Genomic DNA, 21,787 nt, shown 5'->3' on the forward strand with positions numbered 1-21,787 from the left:
CTCTGTTTTAAAAGGAAAGTGCCTTGAGTAGGCCAGAGCAAAATACGTTTTTCTTTTTATATAAGGACCAACCGATCCTGGAGCAGGGCCCTGAACTCGGGCGGCAGCCCGAAGTGCGTGTCCATGAAGTCGTCAAGGATCTGGCGGGTGTGCGGCGAGATCAGCCGCTGGATTTCCTCCATCGCTTCGCCGCTGATCATATACGGCATGTAGGTGTACAGGAGGTCCTTGCCTTCGCACTGGGCGTAGATCTGGTATTCTTTGCAGGCCTCCCGGGGCGTACCCGTCACGATGCAGTGCGAGAGCCAATTGTCCAGCTTCAGGGGGTTGGGCAAAGAAAGCAGGGCCTCACGGCGAGCCACCAGGTCTACGTGCTCAGCAAAATAGGCGTCAATCTTATTTCTGGACTCTACAGACAGCTCCTCCCGCATTTGCTGGGCGCAACGCACGCACATGGCATATTCCAGCACGGTGTCCAGCAGGCCGTCCTGGGGGTAATAGCGCACTGCTTTTTCTACCAGATAACTCACGCCGTCTTGCAGCAGGTGGCACTCACAGGCGATGCAGGTCTGAAACGGCTGCCCCGAGGCTCCGCAGTGAAAATCGGGTGGAAGAGGCTCAAATTCGTGGGCAAGGTGGATAGAAGGTAAATCCATAACAGAAAAGATAAGCGCGGTTGACCCGCCTAAGATACTCTTTTAAGGGTTTGGGATATGCACCCTGAAGTTGTTTTTAGGGTGTTTCTGTAAAATCGGGCTTGAAATGAACCATGTGGTGCGCACAATCTGTGGGCGGCAAGATTCTGACGATGTTGGCTTCTGGAAAGTAAATCCGCGCAAAAGTGGCCCTCCTGGTTCAGCCTCGCAGAAGCAAAGGTAAAATCAATCATTGGCCTTAAGCTTGAGGCGATAGCCTGGTTGGAGTTGCAAACTTCAGCTCATTATAAATCCAAGTCACAAACATGAACCATAAAAAGGAAGGCTTGAATCAAGGAAATACTTAACCAGAGAAACCAAAGACGTGAACTCAGGAAAAGCTTAACCAAGAGAAGTCGCAGAATGAAATAGCCTTAGATTAGGGAAGAAAAAGATTACCTGTTTCGGGGCAGATTTTCAGAAATCAGCCCTGAAACAGGTCTGTGCAGAATTTGTTAGGTCAGGTACTCCACCGAAGTGGTGGCAGGTGAGCCGGCATTGAGGTCAATGGTGGCGCCCATCACTTTGAGGAACTCGCGGATAAGCGCGGGGTGACCGGGCCAGGCAGGGGAGGTGACCAGGTTGCCGTCTACCACAGCCTCGGTGGCATCTACCGGAACAAAGGTGCCGCCGGCCAAACTCACCTCGGGCCCAACGGCCGGATAGGCGGTGAGGCGGCGTCCTTCCACCACGCGGGCAGCGGTCAGTATCTGGATGCCGTGGCAGACGGCGGCCAGCGGTTTATCCTTCTCCATAAAATGCTGCACTACCTCCAGCACCTGCTGGTTCAGGCGCAGGTACTCGGGCGCGCGGCCACCAGCAATCACCAATCCAGCATATTCCTCAGGGTTGACCTCTGCGAAGGCGTAGTTGAGATGGAAGTTATGGCCGGGTTTTTCGGTGTAGGTCTGGTCGCCTTCAAAATCATGGATGGCGGTCTTGATGGTATCGCCTTTCTTTTTGCCGGGCACACGGCGTGTACGTCATACCCCACCATGAGCAGCATCTGGAAGGGAACCATGGTCTCGTAATCCTCGGCGAAGTCGCCGGTCAGGAACAGGATTTTCTTTTTGTTTTCCATTGGTTGATGCGTTAAAGGATGAAAGAAAAGGAGCTGACTCTGCAAACCTCCTACCTACCTGATATCCCCTACAAAGGCTTGGTTTGATGAAGTTGCGCATTAATGGGCAAATAGTCAAGAAGTTAAGCTGTGGATGGGGACGTTTTCAGGAATTTGAGCATCGTCAGATTTCATCTTCTCGGACTGGCGAGCGACGGCTTTTCTTCCGGACGAAGGGAAATTTTAGCATCTTTGGCTTGGTAAATGACCTGTCTTATGAAACGTACTGCCCTGCTTTGTTTTCCAGTTTTTCTGTCGCTGGCTTTGGCCGGTTGCTCCAGCAATCCTTACGCCGCCACCAACAAGGTCTATAAGAAGCAGGCCAAGGCCTTTGCCAAAACCCTGCGCGCAACGCCGGTTACCAACCCCGGCGAGGACAGCCTCCAACTGGGCGACCAATGGGTGGGTACCACCAACTTCAACCTCCGGAAACCCAACTTCGTGGTCATCCACCACACGGCGCAGAACTCCACGGAGCAGACGCTCAAAACCTTCACGGTGCCCAGAAGCCAAGTGAGTGCCCATTACGTGATTGGCCGCGACGGGAAGGTGTACCACATGCTCAGTGACTACCTGCGGGCCTGGCATGGCGGCGTGGGCAAGTGGGGCAACAACTCAGACCTCAATTCCTCCTCTATAGGTATTGAGCTGGACAACAACGGTTCTGAGCCCTTTGCCGAGGCGCAGATCAACAGCCTTTTGCAGGTACTGGCCATTTTGAAGAAAACCCACGGCATTCCGGCTGCCAACTTCATCGGGCACTCAGACATCGCGCCTAGCCGCAAGGTAGACCCCAACCCTACGTTCCCTTGGAAAAAGCTGGCCCAGGCCGGTTTTGGGATGTGGTACGATGAGGAGAAGGTGCGCAACTCGGTTTTCGAGTCCATCATCCCGCCTTACCAGGATTCCATAGCGGTAACCGTAGATAGTGCGGGCTTGACCAAAGACAGTACCACAGTGTTGGTGGATATTCCGGCTCCCGGTGCGGTAGTGGCGGTAGACACTATTCCGGTTTCCTTCCAGCCCAAAGACGCGCTCCGCATCATCGGGTATGATGTCAAGAATCTAGAGGCTGCGATCAAGGCCTTTAAGCTGCATTTCGTGCAGAAGGAAGTAAACGGCATCCTCACCGATGACGATAAAAAGGTGCTGTACCACCTCTATAAGAAGAGCCTGGAGTAGCATGGAGTCATTAGGTGCAGGGGTATCACAGAGCCTTGCTTCTTGTCTACTTATATATAGGACGCTCCTCGGCTCCTTGCCGCAAAGGGATGCACGCTCAAGGCGGTGATTTGTTCCTAGGCCCGGTGCGCTTCCTGTTTTTGGCTTGTTTCTCAGAAAAGAGCGCCTAAACAAGTGCACAACTTCGGGAAAACCAACACTTTCCCGTAACTTTGGGCGTTTTTGAGAAAGCGGGTTTTGCGCCCGTGATTAGCCGCATGCCAGAAATAAAGAAGATAAATCCCCCGCGTACCAAATACAATAAATGGATTCGTAACCTCTGGAGGACCTTCGTCTTCGGGGTAGTATTCATTGTCCTTTACTTTGTCGCCGTTGACCTCAACCTGCTGTACCTGTTTGGGGAATCGCCGGGGCTAGACGATCTGGAGAACCCAAGAAACAACCTGCCCTCTACCATCTACACGTCAGACGGTCTGCTGGTGGGGCGGTATTTCCGCGAGAACCGCGACTTGGTGCCGTATGACAGCATTGCGCCGGTGATGGTGAAGGCCCTGGTGGCCACTGAGGATGAGCGTTTCTACGCGCACCAAGGCATTGACCCTATCTCAGTGCTGGCGGCGGTGAAAGACAACCTCAAAGGTGATTCCCGCGGAGCCTCCACGCTTACCCAGCAGTTAGCCAAAAACCTTTATAAAACGCGTACCAAGAATACCAAAGGGATTTTAGGGCACGTGCCGCTGGTGTCTACGGTGGTGGCCAAAACCAAGGAGTGGAACACCTCTATTAAGTTAGAGCAGCGCTATACCAAAGACGAGATCCTGGGCATGTACCTGAACACCGTTGACTTCGGGAGCAATGCCTTCGGGATCAAAGTGGCCGCCAAGACCTTCTTCAGTACAACGCCAGACAAGCTGAAACCAGAGGAGGCCGCCATGCTGGTGGGCGTGCTGAAAGCCCCCACCACCTATAACCCTCGGTTCAACCCTAAAAACGCGATGGCCCGCCGCAACGTGGTGCTCCAGCAGATGGCCCGCAACCAGGTCATCACCCAGGCCGAGGCAGATTCTTTGTCCCAGCTTCCGATTGAGCTGAAATACCACGTGGAGCAGCACCTGGACGGCGTGCCGGCCTATTACCGGCAGGCGGTGAATGAGTTTGTGCGCAACTGGGCCGAGGAGAAAGAACTGGACATCTACGCAGATGGCCTCAAGATTTACCTCACCATTGATTCGCGTATGCAGCGCCTGGCCGAGGAAGCCCTGCAGGAGAAGATGAAGACCTTGCAGAACCGTTTTGAGGGGCATTGGCGCGGGAAAAACCCGTGGGTGGATGATGAGAACAATGAAATCCCGGGTTTTATTGAGAATGCCATCAAGCGCACCGGCGTGTACGCCTCGCTGAAAGCCAAGTACGGCGATGACACCGTAGCCATCAACCGGGAGCTGAATACGCCCAAGAAAATGACGGTCTTCAGTTGGAAAGGCCCCAAGGAGATGACCATGAGTTCCATGGATTCCCTGCGGTACTACAAGCGTTTCCTGCGCGCCGGCATGATAACCATGGATCCGTTCACCGGGCATATTAAGGCTTGGGTGGGCGGTATTGACTACGAGAACTTTAAGTATGACCACGTGAAACAGGCCAAGCGCCAGCCGGGCTCCACGTTTAAGCCGTTTGTGTACGCCGCGGCCATTGACGGAGGCTACTCGCCCTGCGACCGGATTCAGGACAAGCGGGTAACCATCAAGTACGTGGAGGACGGCAAACCCATGGAGTGGACCCCACATAACGCCAGCTACTCTATCTCGGGGCAGAACATGACTTTGCGGCACGCGATGGGCCGGTCTATCAATACCGTGACCGCGCAGCTGACCGAGGCCATTGGCTGGGAGACCGTAAGGAGATTTGCTCGCCAACTGGGAATCACCAGTCCTTTGGAGGCGGTGCCCTCCATTGGTTTGGGTTCATCAGACGTGAGCATTTATGAGATGGTGAATGCCTACAGCACTTTTGTGAACAATGGCTTCCTGAACAAACCCATGCTGGTAATGCGCATTGAAGACCGCAACGGCAACGTGGTAGAACAGTTTAACCCGCAGCAGAAACGCGTGATCTCAGAAGAAACCGCTTTCCTGATGGTACACATGCTCAAAGGCACCATGGAAGAACCGGGCGGTACCTCACAGGCCCTTTGGGAGTACGACCTCTGGAAAAAAGGAAACCAGGTGGGCGGCAAAACCGGAACCACCTCAAACCACTCAGACGGTTGGTACATGGGCGTGACCAAAGATTTGGTGACAGGCGTTTGGGTAGGAGGGGAGGACCGCAGTATCCACTTCCGGACCTCGGCCACGGGTGAAGGTTCTAAAACCGCACTGCCCATCTATGGCCGGTTCATGGAAAAGGTGTACCGAGAACCAAACTTGGGGATTAAGCTTGGTGCTTTCCCTAAATCTAAGGTGAAGATCAGCAAGACCTATAACTGCATTACCCCAGCGCCCCCTCGCAGGCCAAAGGTGGTGGATACCACTGCCGTGGATACCATGCTGGAGCAGTTGAATGATAGTATCTCCTCTCAATTTTAACTGGTCTCTCTTCATACAGTAGAGTCTTTAAATAATAAGCCAAAAACCCTACAGGAAAGCGAATCGCCTTTCCTGTAGGGTTTTTGGCTTATCAGGAGGGTTGGCAGGTGGCAAAGGCTTTTACCTCCAGTAAATTTTGCATTTACGCGCCGATGGACAGCCATAACGCTGCGCAAGGTGGTGAGTAATGCTATTTATACGGTCAAATGCTGCCAAAAAGCCAAACTGAGGTAAAATGGAAAGATTCTTATCTGTTGTCCGATGAGAATCTTGGCTTTTAAGGGGATGGGCAAAGGGCTGCGGTGTTTTTGCCTTGGTTTTGTTATTTCCAGCCAAAAACAGTTTTAGGGGCCATTCTTACAGAAAGTGGAGTTCATCCCATGTTGCATGCTTCCGCCGGGCCTTTCATAAACCTAAGCGCATCGTCCATCTATTTCTTCCTCTCTATAAAAGGTGCTTGCAAAGTAAAGCCATTTACTTTTTGTCTCCCTTATCTAGACTGCTGCAGCCGGTTAAAACAGGTTGATTTAACGCAATTCAATATACCCTTAATACAGAATTAGATGATTTATAGTGAGTGGGCTAGAAGTCTAAACTTCTACAAAAGCGGCTATTTTTACTTAACTAATTGGCTTTCAAATATATAAAGATATACTTCTTCTATATATTAGAATAATATTATTCTTGATAAAATTATAAGTGGCAATAAAGGCTAAATAGAAGACTCATTTACAAATAATTAACCACTGTAATTGGGCGAGTATTAAATCTCTGTTTCCCTGAATATTTAAGACGGCGCTACGTGAAAAGGTAAAATAAGGTTTAACTTCTTTATATAAGATTTACCTTTTATTTGAAAAATTACATTTTGTATGTTGCGTCGTTTTGTATTAGTCCATAATTTTGGATTATTAAAAAGTAGAGAGAATTGCACTCTTTATGATTGTTCCACTTGATGTTTTGCGGTATATACGATAACTACTTGATATAAAAACGCTTCCATCCCTGCCAGAATTAAAAATAACGAGGTTATTAATATAATTGCTTGGCTGAATGATGCGGAGGTTGAATATGTAATTGTGTTTTTTTGATTAAGAAAAAATTTTGCTAGAGCAGGTTGTTAGGCTTGCATACTAGCGAAACAATTATATGTATTGAATTAATCTAATTCATAAAACCTGCGCTGTTTTTCAAATCGCATTCTCTGCGAGGGCTCTCACTTCACTTTATTTATCTCTAATAAGACTAATTAACTCATAATTAGAGGTTTAAAGCAGCGTCTGATTTGTACTAAGTCTTCATGCTCCCCCCTTCATGGATTCTACCTGATTTTCCTACCTACCACGCGCCCATGAACCCTATCAAACCCATTCTTTTAAGCTTATCTATCTTTTTCTCCTGTTTAATTCCCAGAAGTTCTAATGCCCAGACATCGTCAGAGGTAAAGCTAAATGTGACTTCCATTAAACCATCCCTAAATACTGGTACAGATTACGCTCCCTGGCTACTGGATGACCTCAGTAAACTGGTACAGAATAACTGGACCGCCCTCAACAAGCAATACATTGATGTTGTCTTGAACCTGGAAAGCCGGAGCACCATCTCAAGGGTTTCTCTTTATGATTACCAAGGCTCTTTTACCACCAATCCCGCCTATATCTACGCTTTAAAAGGCACTGAGCGGACACTTCTGGCCACCTTTGACGGAAGATTGTTCCTGCAATGGGTAGACATTAAACCAAGCACCCTTACTGAGGCAGATGCCATCATCGTCCGGAAGTTTGCGAACAACATTCCGCAAAAAGTAAGAATCTACGGTCAACCGGTAGGCGCAGTCACGAACACCACCCAGTCTACCACCCTGGCTTCGGTCGTCACCTTCAACTCGCTTCCGGCCAAGAAATTCGGCGACGCATCTTTCCTGCTGCAAGCCACCAGTACCAACACGGTTACGCCTATCAACTTCAGCTCTTCCAATACGGCGGTAGCCACTGTGGCCAAGACCACCGAAGGTTGGAAAGCCACCATCCTGAAGGCCGGTTCTGCCACCATCACTGCCTCTCAACCGGCCGGAAACGGATATGCCGCCGCTATCAATGTAAGCCGCACTTTGTCTGTTTCTACCATTCCGGCGGTCATCACCTTCAACGCCTTACCCTATAAAAAGGTAGGCGACCCTTCTTTCCTCATCAGCGCCACCAGCACCAACACCACTACGCCAATTACTTTCACATCCGCTAACCCAGCGGTAGCCACCGTGGCCAAGACCACCGAGGGCTGGAAAGCAACCGTAGTTGGAGCCGGTACTGTCAACATCATCGCCTCACAAATAGCAGGCGGCAACTACTCCGGGGCTGCCAACGTGACCCGCTCTTTGGTAGTAGGCGCTGGCACTGTAACTTCTACCACACCCACTACCACTACCCTGGTAACCGGTACTATTCCTTACAAAGGATATTGGGGATACCACAAAGACAAAAGCACCCAGTACATTGACAAACTGTTCAATGGCGTGGTGAACGAAACCGTAAGCATGGGGAACGGCGAAATGATGCCTGTGGCAGACGTTGTATTCAACTTCCCAGACCAAATGGAGGTGGAACTACAGAGCATCAGCTTCTATGACGGCAACAATACCATTTCTGCGGGCTCTGAGATCCAGACGATCTACGTGGAAAGAGGTACTGGTAGAGAGATTCTGGGCCCGGTTTACAACGGAAGCAAGTACAATGTCTGGCTAGACCACTCCATAACCACTCCAATCAAGGTGAGTGCCGTTATCCTCCGGAAAAAGAGGGGCGTAAGGCTTCCAGACGAAATCAAGTTCTACGGGAAGTACAAGCCTTATACCCCGCCTACCTTCACCAAGCCCGCTTATCCGCTCAAGAGAATGCTGGGCGTCAACACCTATCCAGCTGATAACTCCAGCACCATTGCGGAGAGACTTGTGCAGAAGATAGCCGCCATTGAACCCTACAAAGTAGTGAGAGACTATCTGGACTGGGGAATTGTGGAAACCAACATGGAAGGGGAGTATGCCTTCAACCCAACCATGAAAGGAAGCTGGAAACTGGATGAGATCTACGCCCGCCACAAAGCCAGAGGCAAAGAAGTGCTGGTGTGCATCAAGAACATCCCCGGCTGGATGGTAGCCACGTATCCTTCGGCCATCAAGGACTATGAAAACGCGCCAATGCCGTACAAGAGCACCTATACCACGGTGACCAGCTCCGGTACTAACTACTTCAACGCCAACTACAACGCAGACAAGCTGAAGCCGACTTCCTATATCAAGATTGCCCGGCTTGCGTTCCAGTTTGCCGCCCGGTACGGCTCCAATACAGGTCTGAACCCGGCTTTGGTGAAAACCAAGAGCACCGTGAAGATCGGAATGAACCTCATTTCCAAAATGGAGGCCAATAACGAGCCAGACCGTAACTGGAAAGGCCGCCAGGCAAACCAGAACTGTGATGAATATGCCGCTTACCTGAGCGCGTTCTATGACGGCCACATGGGCACCCTGGGGCCAGGCGTAGGCGTGAAAAACGCAGACCCCAACATGAAAGTAGTGGCCGCCGGTATCGCTACCACCAAGACCGGCTTCTACCAAGGACTTGTGGACTGGTGCAAAAAGAACAGAGGCTACCTGCCCAACGGAAAAGTGAACCTTTGCTTTGATGAGATCAACTACCACGCCTACAACAACAACTTTGACGGCGAGCAGTACGCCGATGGCGTAAGGGTAGGGGTTGCCCCAGAGCTTTCTTTGGCGCCGCTTAACATCAACAAGTTCCACCAGATGAACCGCGAGATGGTGGGTGACGGTGACATGCCGATCATCATCACCGAGACAGGTTATGACTGGAACAGCAAAACCCAGGGAACCAAAGTAATCGGGGCGAAAGACAAATTCGCGGTGCAGGGTGACTGGATCCTGAGAAGCTCCCTCGATTACGCCATGGCCGGTTTATCTGGTCTGTATTTCTACCAGCTGTACGATGACGCCAGTGGCTCTATCTACAACACCACGCAGTTTGCCACCAGCGGCCACGTAGACCGGAATACTTTGGTACGCAGACCCGCCGCCGATTACATGGCGCAGGTAGGAACTGAGTTCGGGGAGTTTATGCCGATCGCCCGCCTTAGCTCTGATCCACGCATTGACAAATATCAGGATAACACAGGAAAGAACATGTTCGCCTGCTGGGTGCCTGATGATGAAGACCGCAGGGTAAACTACACGCTTTCCCTGGGAACCGACTCTGCCAGCATCTACACGCCTAAGATTGGAAGCAGCACGTTTGCCGTGACCAAAGTGAAGACAAACCAAGGTAAACTGGCCATTACGGTAACAGAGACCCCAATCTTTGTCCTGGCCACGGGCCCCATGGTGATGGCTACCACCAGCAGCGCCACCGCTGAGATTGCCCCTGCCCTGGAAGAAGAAACTAAACTGTCTGTTTACCCTAATCCGTTCAACCAGAATACCACTGTAGAGTTCCTGGTAGCCGAGACCGGTGAGGCAGTCCTGGATATTTTTGACTCGCAAGGCAAACTGGTACGTCACCTCTTCGTAGGAAACGCTGAAGGTGGTGTGCCGCAGGCCATGCAGTTCAACGCCCAAGGCTTGCCAAACGGGGTTTACATTGCCCGGTTAACCACCGGTAAAAAGACCATCACCAAGAAGCTTCTGCTTATGAACTAGTCTTAGTGATTATATAAACAGAAAATCCCCTGAGAATTCGTTTTCAGGGGATTTTCTGTTTTTTGGGCGTAAAACAGCGAACGTCTTTTACTCAGTATAAATCAAGGTCAAGAATCAAACAAGCACTTAGAAGGTGAAGAGCCTTCCTTCGGCAAGGGCTAAAAGAAGAAATCCCCCAATGGTTTGCTCCATTGGAGGATTTCCTTTTTAAAGTATCTCCTACTTAACTGTGCTTATCATACAACGATTCCAGCGCTTCCTGAATGTTGTTGTACTCAAAGGTAAAGCCGGTCTGCAGCACCTTAGTGGCGCTCACGCGGGAACTGTTCAAGACAATCTCGCTCATTTCGCCCAACATCAGCTTCAACCCGAAGGCCGGCACGTTGGGGAACACCATGGGTTTGTGCATGACCTTGGCCAGGTTGCGGGTTAACTGCTCATTGGTGGCAGGGTTAGGCGCCACGGCATTGTACACCCCTTCCATCTGGCGGTCTTCAATGGCTTTGATGCACAGGCGGCACAGGTCGTCTATATGAATCCAGGACATGTACTGCTTGCCGGAGCCCAGCGGGGCACCCGCCAGCATCTTCACCGGTTTGGCTATCTGCGGAAGCGCGCCGCCCTTGTTGCTGAGCACAATTCCAATCCGGAAGATAATGGTCCTGATGCCCAGGTTATGGACCTGCCAGGAAGCGTGTTCCCACTGTTTGCAGACCTCGGCCAGGAAATCAGACCCATAGGTGCTTTCCTCCATCATCAAGCGGTCACCAGAGTCCCCGTAGATTCCTACGGCGGAGGAACCCAAGTAACCTTTCACGTGGTGCGGAGTCTTCTCCAGGTACTGGCAAAGCAGGTTGGTAGATTGAGTGCGGCTGTTGAGGATTTCCTTTTTACGGGCAATAGTCCATTTCTCCCCAGAAACGCTGGTACCGGCCAGGTTGATGATATAGTCGGCGTACCGGATGGCATTCTCATCAATATAGCCTTTCTGTACATCCCACTTAAAGGTTTTGTACCGGGCATATTTATTTGGGGTGCGGCTAAGATGCGCCACTTCATAACCGCCGTCAATCAACATCTCTGACAGCCGTGTTCCCAATAAACCGGTGCCCCCGGCAATCAATATCTTATCTGACATGTTGCGATATCTACGGTCTACGCCCAGACCAACTTATACGGTAAATCGCCTAAATAGGTAAGGTCGTTGCTTTTACAAGAATGATCACTTGGAAACAAAACGCAGGCCTGAAAAATTCATCTTTCCCTTCTACTGAAGACCGCTATTTTGGGCTGCGGATGGCCTGCAGAAACTCCAGCCGGTAGACATCCTGCTCAAACAAACCAGAGTACTCAGAGGTGATGGTGCTACTGCTCACGTCATTCACGCCGCGGCTCATGACGCACAGGTGATCGGCCTCAATGAGCACAGCCACGTTCTCAGACTTGAGCACGTCACGCAGTTCCTGGGCAATCTGGCGGGTAAGGCGCTCCTGCACCTGCGGCCGGCGGCCATAGTACTGCACAATGCGGTTGAGTTTAGACAAGCCAATCACGTGCTCATTGGGGATGTAGGCCACGTGGGCTTTGCCGATGATGGGCACGAAGTGGTGCTCGCAGCTGGAGTAAAGGGTGATGTCACGCTCTACCAGCATCTGGCGGTAACCATACTTGTTCTCAAACAAGCGGGCCACGGGCCGGTTCTCGGGGTTAAGGCCGTCAAAGATCTCCTTCACGTACATCTTGGCTACCCGGCGCGGCGTGCCTTTGAGGCTATCGTCATCCAGGTCCAGGCCCAGCAGGGTCATGATTTCCCGGAAGTGGTAGGCAATGCCGTCTATTTTCTGGTCATCGGTGAGGTCAAACGCATCTGAGCGCAGCGGTGTGTCTAAAGAACCGGCAAAATGCTCCTCCTCGGGATCTTCCTCGTTCCAGTCCCTTTTATCCATGGTATTCAACAAAGTTTCTTTCGGTTTCAAATAAAGTGATGGACAACGCATAGTTTTCCGGGAGGTGGGGGCGAAGACGCTGCCAGATGACTACGGCGATATTCTCGGCAGAAGGATTCAGTTGTTGAAACTCCTCGGTGTCCAGATTCAGGTTTTTATGGTCAAATTTATCTAAAATTTCTGCTTTTATCAGAAGACTCAGCTTTTTCATGTCATAGACATAACCGGTGTCCTGGTCTACCGGGCCGGTAAGCTTCACAATGAGGTCATAGTTATGGCCGTGGTAATTGGGGTTGTTGCAGAGCCCGAAGACGGTTTTGTTCTGCTCATCGGACCAATTTGGGTTATGGAGCCGGTGGGCAGCGTTGAAATTCTCTTTTCGGCAGACGGTCACATTCATAAGGCTGGAAACAGGAGTAGGAGCAATTTAGTTTTCCTTCGGCGTTTTTCTACTATACGTGCCTCGTATAAATTTGCTAGGCCCGGAGCGCTTATGCGGATAATTGGACTATTTTTGCGGCCAATTAAAAGCAGATAGTAAACATGGAAGGCAAACGTACGCGGGTGATAACAGGAATGCTGTTGTTCTTGTTTTGGGGAATGGCCACGGCCGCTTGGGCGCAACGCTCTGCGGTAGAGGAAACTGAGGTGGAGGTGAACGGCATCAGCCGGAAAGGGCAGCGCATCATGATTCAGTTAGACAGCAAAGTGGTGGAGAAGGCGTGGGCTACCTTTTTGAAGGAAAAATCTGGAGGCACGGTGAAAGGGCCTTCCATTCTGCCCACGGCCAAAGCGCAGGCCGGCAAAGGAATCTATGCCGTGGAGAAAGCCCAGCTAGACACCATCAGCCGCAACCCCATCCGGATCTTCTCCAAGGTGGAAGCCATTAAACAAGGCACCATGCTGTGGTGGTCGCTGGACATGGGCAACGCTTACCTGGGCAAGAAAGAAACACCCCGGGAGTGGGCCAGCGGCGCGGCTATTCTGCAGCAATTCGCACGGAACCTCTACAAGCAAGATGTCCAGGCGCAGGTGCAGGATGCCGAGCGGGTAGTGAACAACACCCAGGCCAAAGCCGATCTGGTGGTACGCGAGGCCAACGAGATCCAAACCAAAATCACCAAAAACCAGCAGCGCAAACTGGAACTGGAGGCTGCCCTGGCCGCCAATGCCAAAGAACTGGAGCAACTGAACAAAGACGTGCAGCAAAACCTGAAACAGCAGGAAACAAACAAAAAGGAACTGGAGAACATGCGCCACGCCGTGGAGATTGTCAAAGCCAAGATGGACAAGATTGACTAACCTTGACGCGTTGAAATAAACAGCTGGGCCCGATGTAGCACATACATCGGGCCCAGCCGTTTTAAAGCGGTTTTTGCGAAAACAGGCCCAAAGCGGTTGCTGTTTCTCTCGATTTTCACCCCTATTGCTGCCCGTGAGAAGGGCATGATCCTATCATCGTTTGTAGCTTATTTTAGTCAAAACAGCCTTAAAGCAGTAAGTTGATGGTAAGCATTGAAATGAAGACCAAAATGAAAGTTAGCTTTGACAATATCATAGATTTTGTAGTTCCATTGGAGCAGTTTCCATTGAACTGGCGGTTCACGGATGAGAATTTTGATAAGCTGCCAGACTTGCATCTGGAGCAACTGAAGCCGCTGAACAAGAATGCCTCTGAGTTTATATGGGATTTCATACATCAAAACAAGCTTCATGAAGATGCTCCATTCAAGAAAGGCTTCTTTTGGAATGTGGACAGAGTAAAAGTTGCAGAAGGAAATCAGAAAGAAATAAGGAAATGGCTCTATGAGCGTGGGCTCCCATTCGGGAAAGAAGTTTTTCTCTCATGGCAACCAACGGAGGCAATGATTGTGCCTTGGAAACTATTAGTTAAGTACTTTGATAGCTTCTATTACCCAATTTCTGACGATCTGACTGTGATCGATGTAAGTCTGGAATGGGCAATGCTGTTTTACCACGAAAATGAAATCTACTTTGGGACAAACAGAGATTTCAGGCCAAGCAGCATACTTGATGGATAAGACAGCATTTTGAAATAGAAAAGTATCAAAAATGCCTATCATCAATTTTGTGTAAACCTAGTATTGACAGACTGCCCCACAACTGATTAAACAAGACCGTCTTCCAATGCAGGATTTTGCTGAACGACGCCTCTGAAACAGACATCAATCCATATTTATGGCAGGGCTTGGGAAGCCTGCTTATCTCAGCCGAAAGATGAGATTTGTAACTTGGCTCAGTACCTTTGCGTGCCCTAAAGCAAGCCAGACGGAAAGAGGCTGGTAGGGCATTGCGTTATGATTGTAAGAGAAAAAGAGAATTGGTTTAAGATGCTCTTCGTCTGGAAGGGCTCTGTGTTACCGGCCATTCTGCCCAGGTTGGGCTTGCTGCTGCTTATTTCGGTGGCGGTGGTGTTTGTGCAGGGACGGCTGTTTGAGTACAAGATACCTTTGAACCCGGCGGCGTTTACTTTGCTGGGGGTGGCGCTGGCCATCTTCCTGGGCTTTCGGAACAACGCCAGCTACGAGCGTTTCTGGGAAGGCCGCAAACTCTGGGGTGCGTTGCTTATTGATACCCGTTCGCTCACTCGTCAGGCGCTCACGATGACCGGCCTCTCTGCTGATTCGCCGGAGGTGCTTTCCTTTGTTCGCCTGCTTATTGCCTTCACTTATGCCCTCAAACACCAGCTGCGCAAAACAGACCCAACCGAAGATTTCCAGCGGCTGCTACCGCAAGAGGTAGTGCAGAAGCTGGCCAAAGCCCGTTTCAAACCTATCCTGCTGCTGAAGGAATTGGGGATGTGGGTGCAGGCCGGGAAAGAAGCTGGGCGCATTGACTCTATCACCCAAGCGGCCATTGACCATAATTTGAACCAGCTCTCCAACATTGTGGGGGGCTGCGAGCGCATTGCCAGTACGCCCATTCCGTACACCTACAGCGTGCTACTGCACCGCACCGTGTACCTGTACTGTTTCCTGCTGCCGTTCGGCTTGGTGGATAGCATCGGGTGGATGACGCCGCTCATGGTGGTGTTCGTAGGCTACACCTTCATGGCCTTAGAATCTATTGTCACCGAGATTGAAGAGCCTTTCGGCACCGAACCCAACGATTTAGCCCTGAACACCATCAGCCAGACCATTGAGGCCTCGCTCTTGGAGATGGCCGGTCAGGAGGTGCCTAAGGCTTTGAAACCCAAGAGGAAGTTTATCCTGGATTAAATTCTTGTGCAAAAGGACACAGGAATTCCATTTCAGGCCTGAATTTCCATAACCAGTTTAAGAATAGGATTAGGAACATTTTACGGTAGCCAATGGAATAGCATCGCCCTTGCTGCGTGTTTTCACCAGCAAGCGGAAGGACGCGAGCATCTGGATCGTTGGTGTTTTCCCACAGCCATCAGGCTACGAAGGAATGCGTACGACGTTACAGGGTAACGTCGCTACAGAACCTAATATGTAGCCTTGTTACCCTGTAACGAGGTACGTGTGCAAGGGGAAAGGCGCCTGCGTTTGGATTGTTGGTGGGAACACCAACAATGGCGGCGAAAAGTCCGGAGGGGCATCGCCAAAACAACCCCCCCTCTTCGGGCCAGTTTTTGAGAAAACAAGCCCGAAGAGGGGGCGTCTGATGCGTTTGTTAATGGTTCCAGGAACCGAACTTGCCGGCCTGGTAATCGGCGTAGGCTTGGTGGATTTCGGCTTGGGTGTTCATCACGAAGGGGCCTTGCGCCACCACCGGCTCGTTGAACGGCACAGCGTGCCCGAAGAGCAGGATGCTGTCCTCGGTGACTTCAAGGATCAGTTCCGGGGCATTGTTGTTGAACTCCACCAGGTTTCTGAAGGGCACTTCTTGCCCGTTCACTTTCAACGTGCCTTTGATGATGTAGAAGAAGATATTCCGCTCAGCGGGTACCTCAAGGTTCAGTTTTCCGCCCGGCTGAAAGTAAACGGTGCTCAGCACGATGTCTGACAGGGTCTCAAAAGCACCTTTATGTCCGTCCCAGTTGCCCGAGACCAGGTTCACGGTGACTTTGCCTTCGTCCAGGGTGAAGCTAGGGATGCTTTCTTGCTGCAGGCCTTCGTAGCGAGGCTCAGTCATCTTGTGTTTGGCCGGTAGGTTCACCCAAAGTTGCAGGATCTCCAGCGGACCGCCCGTTTTCTTGAAATCTGTTGAGGAGACCTCGGCGTGGATGAGGCCTTTGCCGGCGGTCATCCACTGCACGCCGCCCGCGGTGATCACGCTCTCGTGCCCGCCCGAGTCTTTGTGCATGATGTCGCCCTCCAGAATGAACGTGACGGTTTCCATGCCCCGGTGCGGGTGCGGCCCAAACGGCAATCCGCGGTTGTTGGGTTTGTATACCTGGTGCCCATGGTGGTTCAGAAACAGGAACGGATCTATCTGCTGCAGGCTGCGCGAGGGCAGCGGCGAATACGTGACCAGATCCGCGATGGGCGAGTACTCGGCTTTATGGATTTTCTTAATACTTCTCATGTGGGTTCCTTCAATTTCCTGCTGTATACGCAAACCGCTCAGGGCAAGGCTTAGGAGCTGACTTACCTGCGGGAAAGCGGCCTACGCCTGCAGCAGATGTTTTTCAATGGCCAGGGCCACGCCATCTTCAATGCTGGGGGCGGTGACTTCTTTGGCGGCGGCTTTGGCCTCTGGGCGGGCGTTCCCAACGGCAATGCCCAGGCCCACGGCGCCCAGCATCTCCACATCGTTGTAATTGTCCCCGAAGGCCATCACAGACTCCATCCCGAAATCATAGTGGTTTTTCAAAAGCAGCTTCAAAGCGGTGGCCTTGGAAATGGTTTTCGGGGCGATTTCCAGGTAGCGGTCGTTGGAGCGGTAGATGTGCAACTGCTTTCCGAACCTCGGTTCCAAGGCTTCCCACAGCTTCTGGATTTCTTCGGCTTCTCCCATGCACATGACCTTGTGCGCCCCGGTAGAAGCGGCTTGCCAGGTTTGCAATACTTCCTGGGTAGAAGAGATAGTAGGCGTCACCTTGGTGTGGCGGATTTCCCGCTGGGTCCACTGGTCGTCCTGCGGCGCGTGCCAGTCATCGTTTTGGTAAAGGCTCACGTTGATGTTGGTGCCCTGGGCCGCCAACTCGGCGATCTCCAAACACACCGATGCCGGAATCTGCACGGTGTCCAGCACGCGGGGCTCCTGGGTGGAGTCATCGTAGAGCAGCACGTAACCGCCGTTGAAACAGATCATGGGGTGGTGCAGAATGCCCAGTTGTTCCTGCAGATGGCGCACAGCGCTGGGCATGCGGGCCGAGGCCATGATAAAGGGCAGGTTTTTATCTAAGCGTTGAATGGTGTCAATGGTTTTCTGTGAAAGCTCCCGGTCTTTGTTAAGCAGGGTACCGTCAATATCGGTGCAAATGGCGCGGATGTTCATGCAGGTAAGGAATGCGGTGGTTTGTTCCCCCAAAGGTACGGCAGGCAACGGGGAAAGGAGGAAAGTTTTCTGAATCGTTTTGGATTTGATTTCTAGAAAATGGGCATTAAATCAGTCCGTAGGTAAGAGGTAAGGCAATGCCTACCTGAGGCGGGTCATGTATTTCCCTTACAGTTAAGCCGAAAATTCCCCTCCTCGGAGGGGTAGGGGTGGGTTGTCGTTTAAGACCCGTTTTCAGAGAAATGGTTTCTAAACACCTTCCAGATTTCACATCGACTCAGGATTCAAAACTCAGAACTCAGGACTCCCAGTTATAACTTCCGTTCCTCTAGTCCCAGAATTTCCCGGAAGGTTTCCTGGCCGACCTTTAACCGCTTCAGGTTTTCAATTAACGTAATAGAACGATCAATGCGGAGTTGGGAGCTTTTCACCGCCGCCACGTGCTGAATAATGTAGCGCTGCATGCCGGGCTTGAGTTGGTCAAAACGGGCTTTGCCTTCATCGTCCTGTCGGAACAATTCGGTGAGTTCCTCGGGCACGGGCGTGCCGTATTGGCTTTCGTCCTTCGTCAAAGTTACCGTGGCGGGACTGCCTTCTTTCAGACCCAGTTCTTTCAGGCGCTGTTTGGTAAGCGTGATGTAGCCTCGGCCCTGACCCAAGGCCACAATACCGCCTTGGTAAGTCAGCGCATTGTTCACCGTCACCAGCAGCCGCACGTTGAACTTACCACCCAGTACCTGCACCACTTCCGCCGGAATCTCTAGGTAATGCGTGCCCATGAGGTGCTCTAGTTTACCAATGTGCGTGTTAAAGTGGATGGGAGTCATAGAAGGAAAAGTGGGGTCTAGAAGAATAGGTCTTAGTGAAATGAGAACAGCCTTATTTAAGAAGGGACGATCCTGTCGGCTGGGTTTTTTATGCTGTGACTTTTTCTTTATCCTTTTCTATTACTCTGTTGATTCTAGGCTGTAGAAACCAGATACCAATTGGTAAGAACAGGATTAGCATGAAGTCACCGAAGTAGTCTCCCAAACTCGCTTCCGTTTTCATTTCTATTGACTTGAGTGTTTTGGCTGGAAATGCTTGAGAATAAAGAAAGGCAAACATTATGTAGAAGAAAGGTAGAGCGGCAAGCCCGTTGAAGGTCATTCCCTGCCGGTCAGAGATTATTGAAGTTGCTAAATAACCGCCAATCCAGACAAAGCTGTTAATCAAGAAGAAGGTGTTGTTCAACTCCACTTTCTTCGGGAGAAAGTCCTGCAAGGAGTATCCTAAGATGAATGGGTAAATGAAGTACGCCAATACACCTGCCAGATTCAAGATTAAGGTAATCGTTGGGTCATTTTCAATAACGGTGTTTGACAGAGCCATTCCTATAAACAGAAGGATAAATATTTGCCAATTCTTTGCCCGTAGTAGTATTTCCATTGTATCTAATTTATTATATGACTGCCGCCAACGTACTAAGCTAAACGGTGATGGAGGCCGTTGTGGCGTTTAGGTGTTGTTGTGTAGAGTAATTTTTAGTTATTAAACTCCCCCATGATTTCTTGGTCATAATCATAACCTGCATCATTGGGGAAATTCCCTTTTGTGTCAGGATAAATTACCTGTAGGTATTTATATTCCTCGTCCCCGTAGATTTTAATACTGGATAGAACATACTCCTTCAAACTAGGCACTGGGACGTCTATAAGGTAAACAGGAAATCTTTCTGTTAAAAAGTCGAGGCGCTGATTACGTTTTGCCTCTTTACTCTCTTTGAAAGCTTCCACGTAGTTCTCAATTATTTCGGAGCAAAGCCCTGGAGGTAGAGATGAGATGAATATTTCTGGGATATTAAAACTTTTGAAAATTCCAGTCGAGTAGCAAAAAGAGGGAGTCTCTGCTGTGGCAAAAACATTTGTAAGGTGGTAGCCTGATTCATTGATGTTTTTATCCACCTTCTCAAAATATTCTCTAATCTGCTCGTCTGTCATCATTTTACACAATTCTATTTTACACAACAAGAGTATAAACCAAAAGCCTATAGTACGTGACGGCAAAGCCATTCTGCAGCTGGCGTTTGTACAAAAGTATACAGTGTAATTTTAGATTTATTCTATTTGTACAAACTAAGAAAGATTCTTGCTCCAACTTAATACACCTCAACATTATTCTTAGCAGGAACTTCTTGCCCTAAACTGTCTCTGGTGTTTTTCTGGACTGCAATAGCGGCAAAAAGGCTAAGTAGGAAGGACATGGCATAAAAGCCTTTTTCGCTGAGAAGCAAGTTGGCATTCCAAAGGCCTACGGTCAGCAACACCACCGCCAGAATGGTAGAGAACCAACTAAGTCCGTAATAGATATTGGTAACCGGAATACCGTCCAATTGGTCGCGTACATTTTTCTGGAGAGAGATAGCCGAGAACAAGCCATACATCAGTACGGTGAAATAATAGCCCTTCTCGTTCAGCAACATTTGGGCATTCCACAACCCAATCATGTAGGCAGTAATACCGGTAAGTAAAGTAGCCCAAGAGGCGGCAACAAACGCGTTTGATGGTTTCTGATTCATTTTTTTCTTTTGTTAAGTGATGAATCAAAAGTACAGCACCCCTTAATCCTTTCTTTTGACAATTGTCAAAAAGGAAGACTATACAACGTGACTTCGTATTCTGCTCAGCGTTTCCTGACTAATACCGAGGTAAGACGCAATTTGCCCGAGGGAGATTCTTTGAAGAATATGCGGGGAGGTCTCCAGTAGTTGCTCATACCGTTCCCGCGCCGTTTTGAATTGCATGCCCATAAACCGCTCCTCCAGTCTGATGTAGTACTGCTCATTGATGATCCGTACAAGACGCTCAAGGTCGCTGTGATAATCAAATAACTGGTTCAACGCTTCAAAACTGATACCCCACAAGGTAGAGTCTTCTAACATCTGTATGTTCTCTACACCCGGCTTGCGGGAGATAAAGCTATAAAAAGAAGTAATGAAGTTGTTTTCGAAGCCAAACCAATAGGTGATTTCCTTTCCATCCAGGTTATAGTAGCCACGCAAACAGCCTTGTTCAAGAAAGTACAGGTTATTGCACACCATTCCTTCTTGTACTAAAAACGAATTTCTGGAAATCTCTACCCGCGTTAAGGCTTTAGAAAGGGCTTCCCATGCTCTTGAGGAAATAGGGTGATAGTGTGAAATGCAGTTAAAAAGTGCATTCATTATGAAGCTATTTTACTTTGGGGCTTGAATTGAAGATTATTGGTATTGGAAGAAACGAATCTGGTTTTAAGGTTGGCTAACATATTTGTACTATTAGCGAGCAAGACAGTCGGATGAAGAAAGACGTTTATATTATATTATATTAGCAATTGATTTTTCTTTAATCCAATAACCAATCTCCTTCCTCATTTCATTTGTAATGCCAATTGAAGATTGTAGATTATTACTCCACGAGAATATCTTTAATGTTCTGTTTCCAAGTTCAAGCTCTGAAAAATACATGTCGCATGTTTTATTTTTTACTACAAGCCTCTCATGCTTTAAAAGTATTGGTTTGAAATAATTTTGAAAAAGGTTGCTGGCCTCTCGTCCATTGATTAACAATACCTCTATTTGTTCGTGCAATAGTTGTTCTTTGAGAAACTTAATATCATTTTGGATTAATTCTGATTTAGTAAAATAATCTAAATCTCTCCAGATTGGGTCTGTGGCCCACTGTACAATGTCTAAATGACAAGCTGTTTCCAAATAATAAGAAACAGAAAAATTGTTTAATATAAAATTCTGTAACTGGTCAAACCATTTTCTATAGGGGTTATTGTTGAAGTAACTCAAACAGCTTTCTACAACTTTCTCAACTTGAGAGTCATTTAGTAATTCTAAGTCTGTAGCACCTAAAGATGTAAGAGTTTCAAACCTACGGCTATTTCCAGTTAGCTCAATTCCCTTATCTAAAAATTCGTTCTTACTTGGATTGATGCCTAGTGTCGCTATTCTAGACTTCTTGATATTTCCAAAGAAAACGATAGGAGTGGATAATTGAATAACGGTTCCATTATTGGAACGCCTTTTAATTCTTTGTTCAGTATGTTTATTCATATTATAAAGTAAAGTTAAATAGAACATAAGCAAAAATTCATTCCAG

At 49.3% G+C, this 21,787-nt stretch carries 19 protein-coding genes; 6 read left to right on the forward strand and 13 right to left on the reverse strand.

The genetic code is table 11. The annotated features are described in order from the left end of the window. Window positions 1-56: 56 nt before the first annotated feature. Together FOA19_RS23435 and FOA19_RS18325 are read right to left on the reverse strand one after the other, a co-directional pair. Window positions 57-656, reverse strand: coding sequence for a hypothetical protein (locus FOA19_RS23435; protein WP_190300460.1), 600 nt, complete (start codon window positions 654-656; stop codon window positions 57-59). Between the two features lie 494 nt (window positions 657-1,150). Further along, window positions 1,151-1,666, reverse strand: coding sequence for a DJ-1/PfpI family protein (locus FOA19_RS18325; protein ID WP_317132051.1), 516 nt, complete (start codon window positions 1,664-1,666; stop codon window positions 1,151-1,153). A gap of 365 nt (window positions 1,667-2,031) precedes the next feature. On the opposite strand from FOA19_RS18325, the gene FOA19_RS18330 reads away from it, so the two are divergent. The 3 genes from FOA19_RS18330 (at window position 2,032) to FOA19_RS18340 (ending at window position 10,287) form a co-directional block, all read left to right on the forward strand. Next, the gene (locus tag FOA19_RS18330; protein WP_223808975.1) at window positions 2,032-2,997 is read left to right on the forward strand and encodes an N-acetylmuramoyl-L-alanine amidase; all 966 of its coding nucleotides are present in this window, start codon (window positions 2,032-2,034) and stop codon (window positions 2,995-2,997) included. A gap of 257 nt (window positions 2,998-3,254) precedes the next feature. Further along, complete coding sequence (locus tag FOA19_RS18335) at window positions 3,255-5,582, forward strand: penicillin-binding protein 1A (protein WP_149092298.1); 2,328 nt, start codon at window positions 3,255-3,257, stop codon at window positions 5,580-5,582. A 1,453-nt stretch (window positions 5,583-7,035) separates the two neighbouring features. Further along, window positions 7,036-10,287 (forward strand): T9SS type A sorting domain-containing protein, encoded by a 3,252-nt coding sequence (locus FOA19_RS18340; RefSeq protein WP_190300461.1) that lies wholly within the window; start codon window positions 7,036-7,038, stop codon window positions 10,285-10,287. A 223-nt stretch (window positions 10,288-10,510) separates the two neighbouring features. On the opposite strand, the gene FOA19_RS18345 is transcribed toward FOA19_RS18340, so the two are convergent. From FOA19_RS18345 to FOA19_RS18355, 3 genes are all read right to left on the reverse strand, one after another. Continuing rightward, window positions 10,511-11,425, reverse strand: coding sequence for a TIGR01777 family oxidoreductase (locus tag FOA19_RS18345; protein ID WP_149092300.1), 915 nt, complete (start codon window positions 11,423-11,425; stop codon window positions 10,511-10,513). A gap of 142 nt (window positions 11,426-11,567) precedes the next feature. Next, window positions 11,568-12,233: a GTP cyclohydrolase I FolE gene (folE, locus tag FOA19_RS18350; RefSeq protein ID WP_149092301.1), complete on the reverse strand. Its 666-nt coding sequence runs from the start codon at window positions 12,231-12,233 to the stop codon at window positions 11,568-11,570. Then, the gene (locus FOA19_RS18355; protein ID WP_149092302.1) at window positions 12,226-12,633 is read right to left on the reverse strand and encodes a 6-pyruvoyl trahydropterin synthase family protein; all 408 of its coding nucleotides are present in this window, start codon (window positions 12,631-12,633) and stop codon (window positions 12,226-12,228) included. The genes folE and FOA19_RS18355 overlap by 8 nt, the downstream gene beginning before the upstream one ends. A gap of 143 nt (window positions 12,634-12,776) precedes the next feature. Here FOA19_RS18355 and FOA19_RS18360 point away from each other — a divergent pair, with 143 nt between their 5' ends. From FOA19_RS18360 to FOA19_RS18370, 3 genes are all read left to right on the forward strand, one after another. Further along, a complete protein-coding gene (locus FOA19_RS18360; RefSeq protein ID WP_149092303.1) occupies window positions 12,777-13,535 on the forward strand; it encodes a DNA repair ATPase in 759 nt (252 codons plus the stop codon). Between the two features lie 203 nt (window positions 13,536-13,738). Then, window positions 13,739-14,275 carry a hypothetical protein gene (locus FOA19_RS18365; protein WP_149092304.1) on the forward strand — a complete coding sequence of 179 codons (537 nt, stop codon included), beginning with the start codon at window positions 13,739-13,741 and terminating at the stop codon, window positions 14,273-14,275. A gap of 276 nt (window positions 14,276-14,551) precedes the next feature. Beyond that, the gene (locus tag FOA19_RS18370) at window positions 14,552-15,472 is read left to right on the forward strand and encodes a bestrophin family protein (protein ID WP_149092305.1); all 921 of its coding nucleotides are present in this window, start codon (window positions 14,552-14,554) and stop codon (window positions 15,470-15,472) included. A gap of 418 nt (window positions 15,473-15,890) precedes the next feature. On the opposite strand, the gene FOA19_RS18375 is transcribed toward FOA19_RS18370, so the two are convergent. The 8 genes from FOA19_RS18375 to FOA19_RS18410 form a co-directional block, all read right to left on the reverse strand. Beyond that, entirely contained in the window at window positions 15,891-16,745 is an 855-nt protein-coding gene (locus FOA19_RS18375) for a pirin family protein (RefSeq protein ID WP_149092306.1), read from the reverse strand. An 81-nt stretch (window positions 16,746-16,826) separates the two neighbouring features. Beyond that, complete coding sequence (locus FOA19_RS18380; protein ID WP_149092307.1) at window positions 16,827-17,660, reverse strand: Cof-type HAD-IIB family hydrolase; 834 nt, start codon at window positions 17,658-17,660, stop codon at window positions 16,827-16,829. Between the two features lie 311 nt (window positions 17,661-17,971). Beyond that, a complete protein-coding gene (locus FOA19_RS18385; protein WP_149092308.1) occupies window positions 17,972-18,487 on the reverse strand; it encodes a YdeI/OmpD-associated family protein in 516 nt (171 codons plus the stop codon). A gap of 88 nt (window positions 18,488-18,575) precedes the next feature. Then, window positions 18,576-19,088, reverse strand: a complete 513-nt coding sequence (locus tag FOA19_RS18390) for a hypothetical protein (protein ID WP_149092309.1) — start codon at window positions 19,086-19,088, stop codon at window positions 18,576-18,578. A 95-nt stretch (window positions 19,089-19,183) separates the two neighbouring features. Further along, the gene (locus FOA19_RS18395) at window positions 19,184-19,642 is read right to left on the reverse strand and encodes a DUF4262 domain-containing protein (RefSeq protein WP_223808976.1); all 459 of its coding nucleotides are present in this window, start codon (window positions 19,640-19,642) and stop codon (window positions 19,184-19,186) included. 155 nt (window positions 19,643-19,797) lie between these two features. Further along, a complete protein-coding gene (gene yiaA / locus FOA19_RS18400) occupies window positions 19,798-20,217 on the reverse strand; it encodes an inner membrane protein YiaA (RefSeq protein ID WP_149092310.1) in 420 nt (139 codons plus the stop codon). Between the two features lie 78 nt (window positions 20,218-20,295). Beyond that, on the reverse strand, window positions 20,296-20,862 hold the full coding sequence (locus FOA19_RS18405) for a Crp/Fnr family transcriptional regulator (protein ID WP_223808977.1): 567 nt from the start codon (window positions 20,860-20,862) through the stop codon (window positions 20,296-20,298). A gap of 132 nt (window positions 20,863-20,994) precedes the next feature. Next, a complete protein-coding gene (locus FOA19_RS18410; protein WP_149092311.1) occupies window positions 20,995-21,741 on the reverse strand; it encodes a hypothetical protein in 747 nt (248 codons plus the stop codon). Window positions 21,742-21,787: the final 46 nt, after the last annotated feature.

The organism is Rufibacter hautae (assembly GCF_008271695.1).
GTDB classification, from domain to species: Bacteria; Bacteroidota; Bacteroidia; order Cytophagales; family Hymenobacteraceae; genus Nibribacter; species Nibribacter hautae.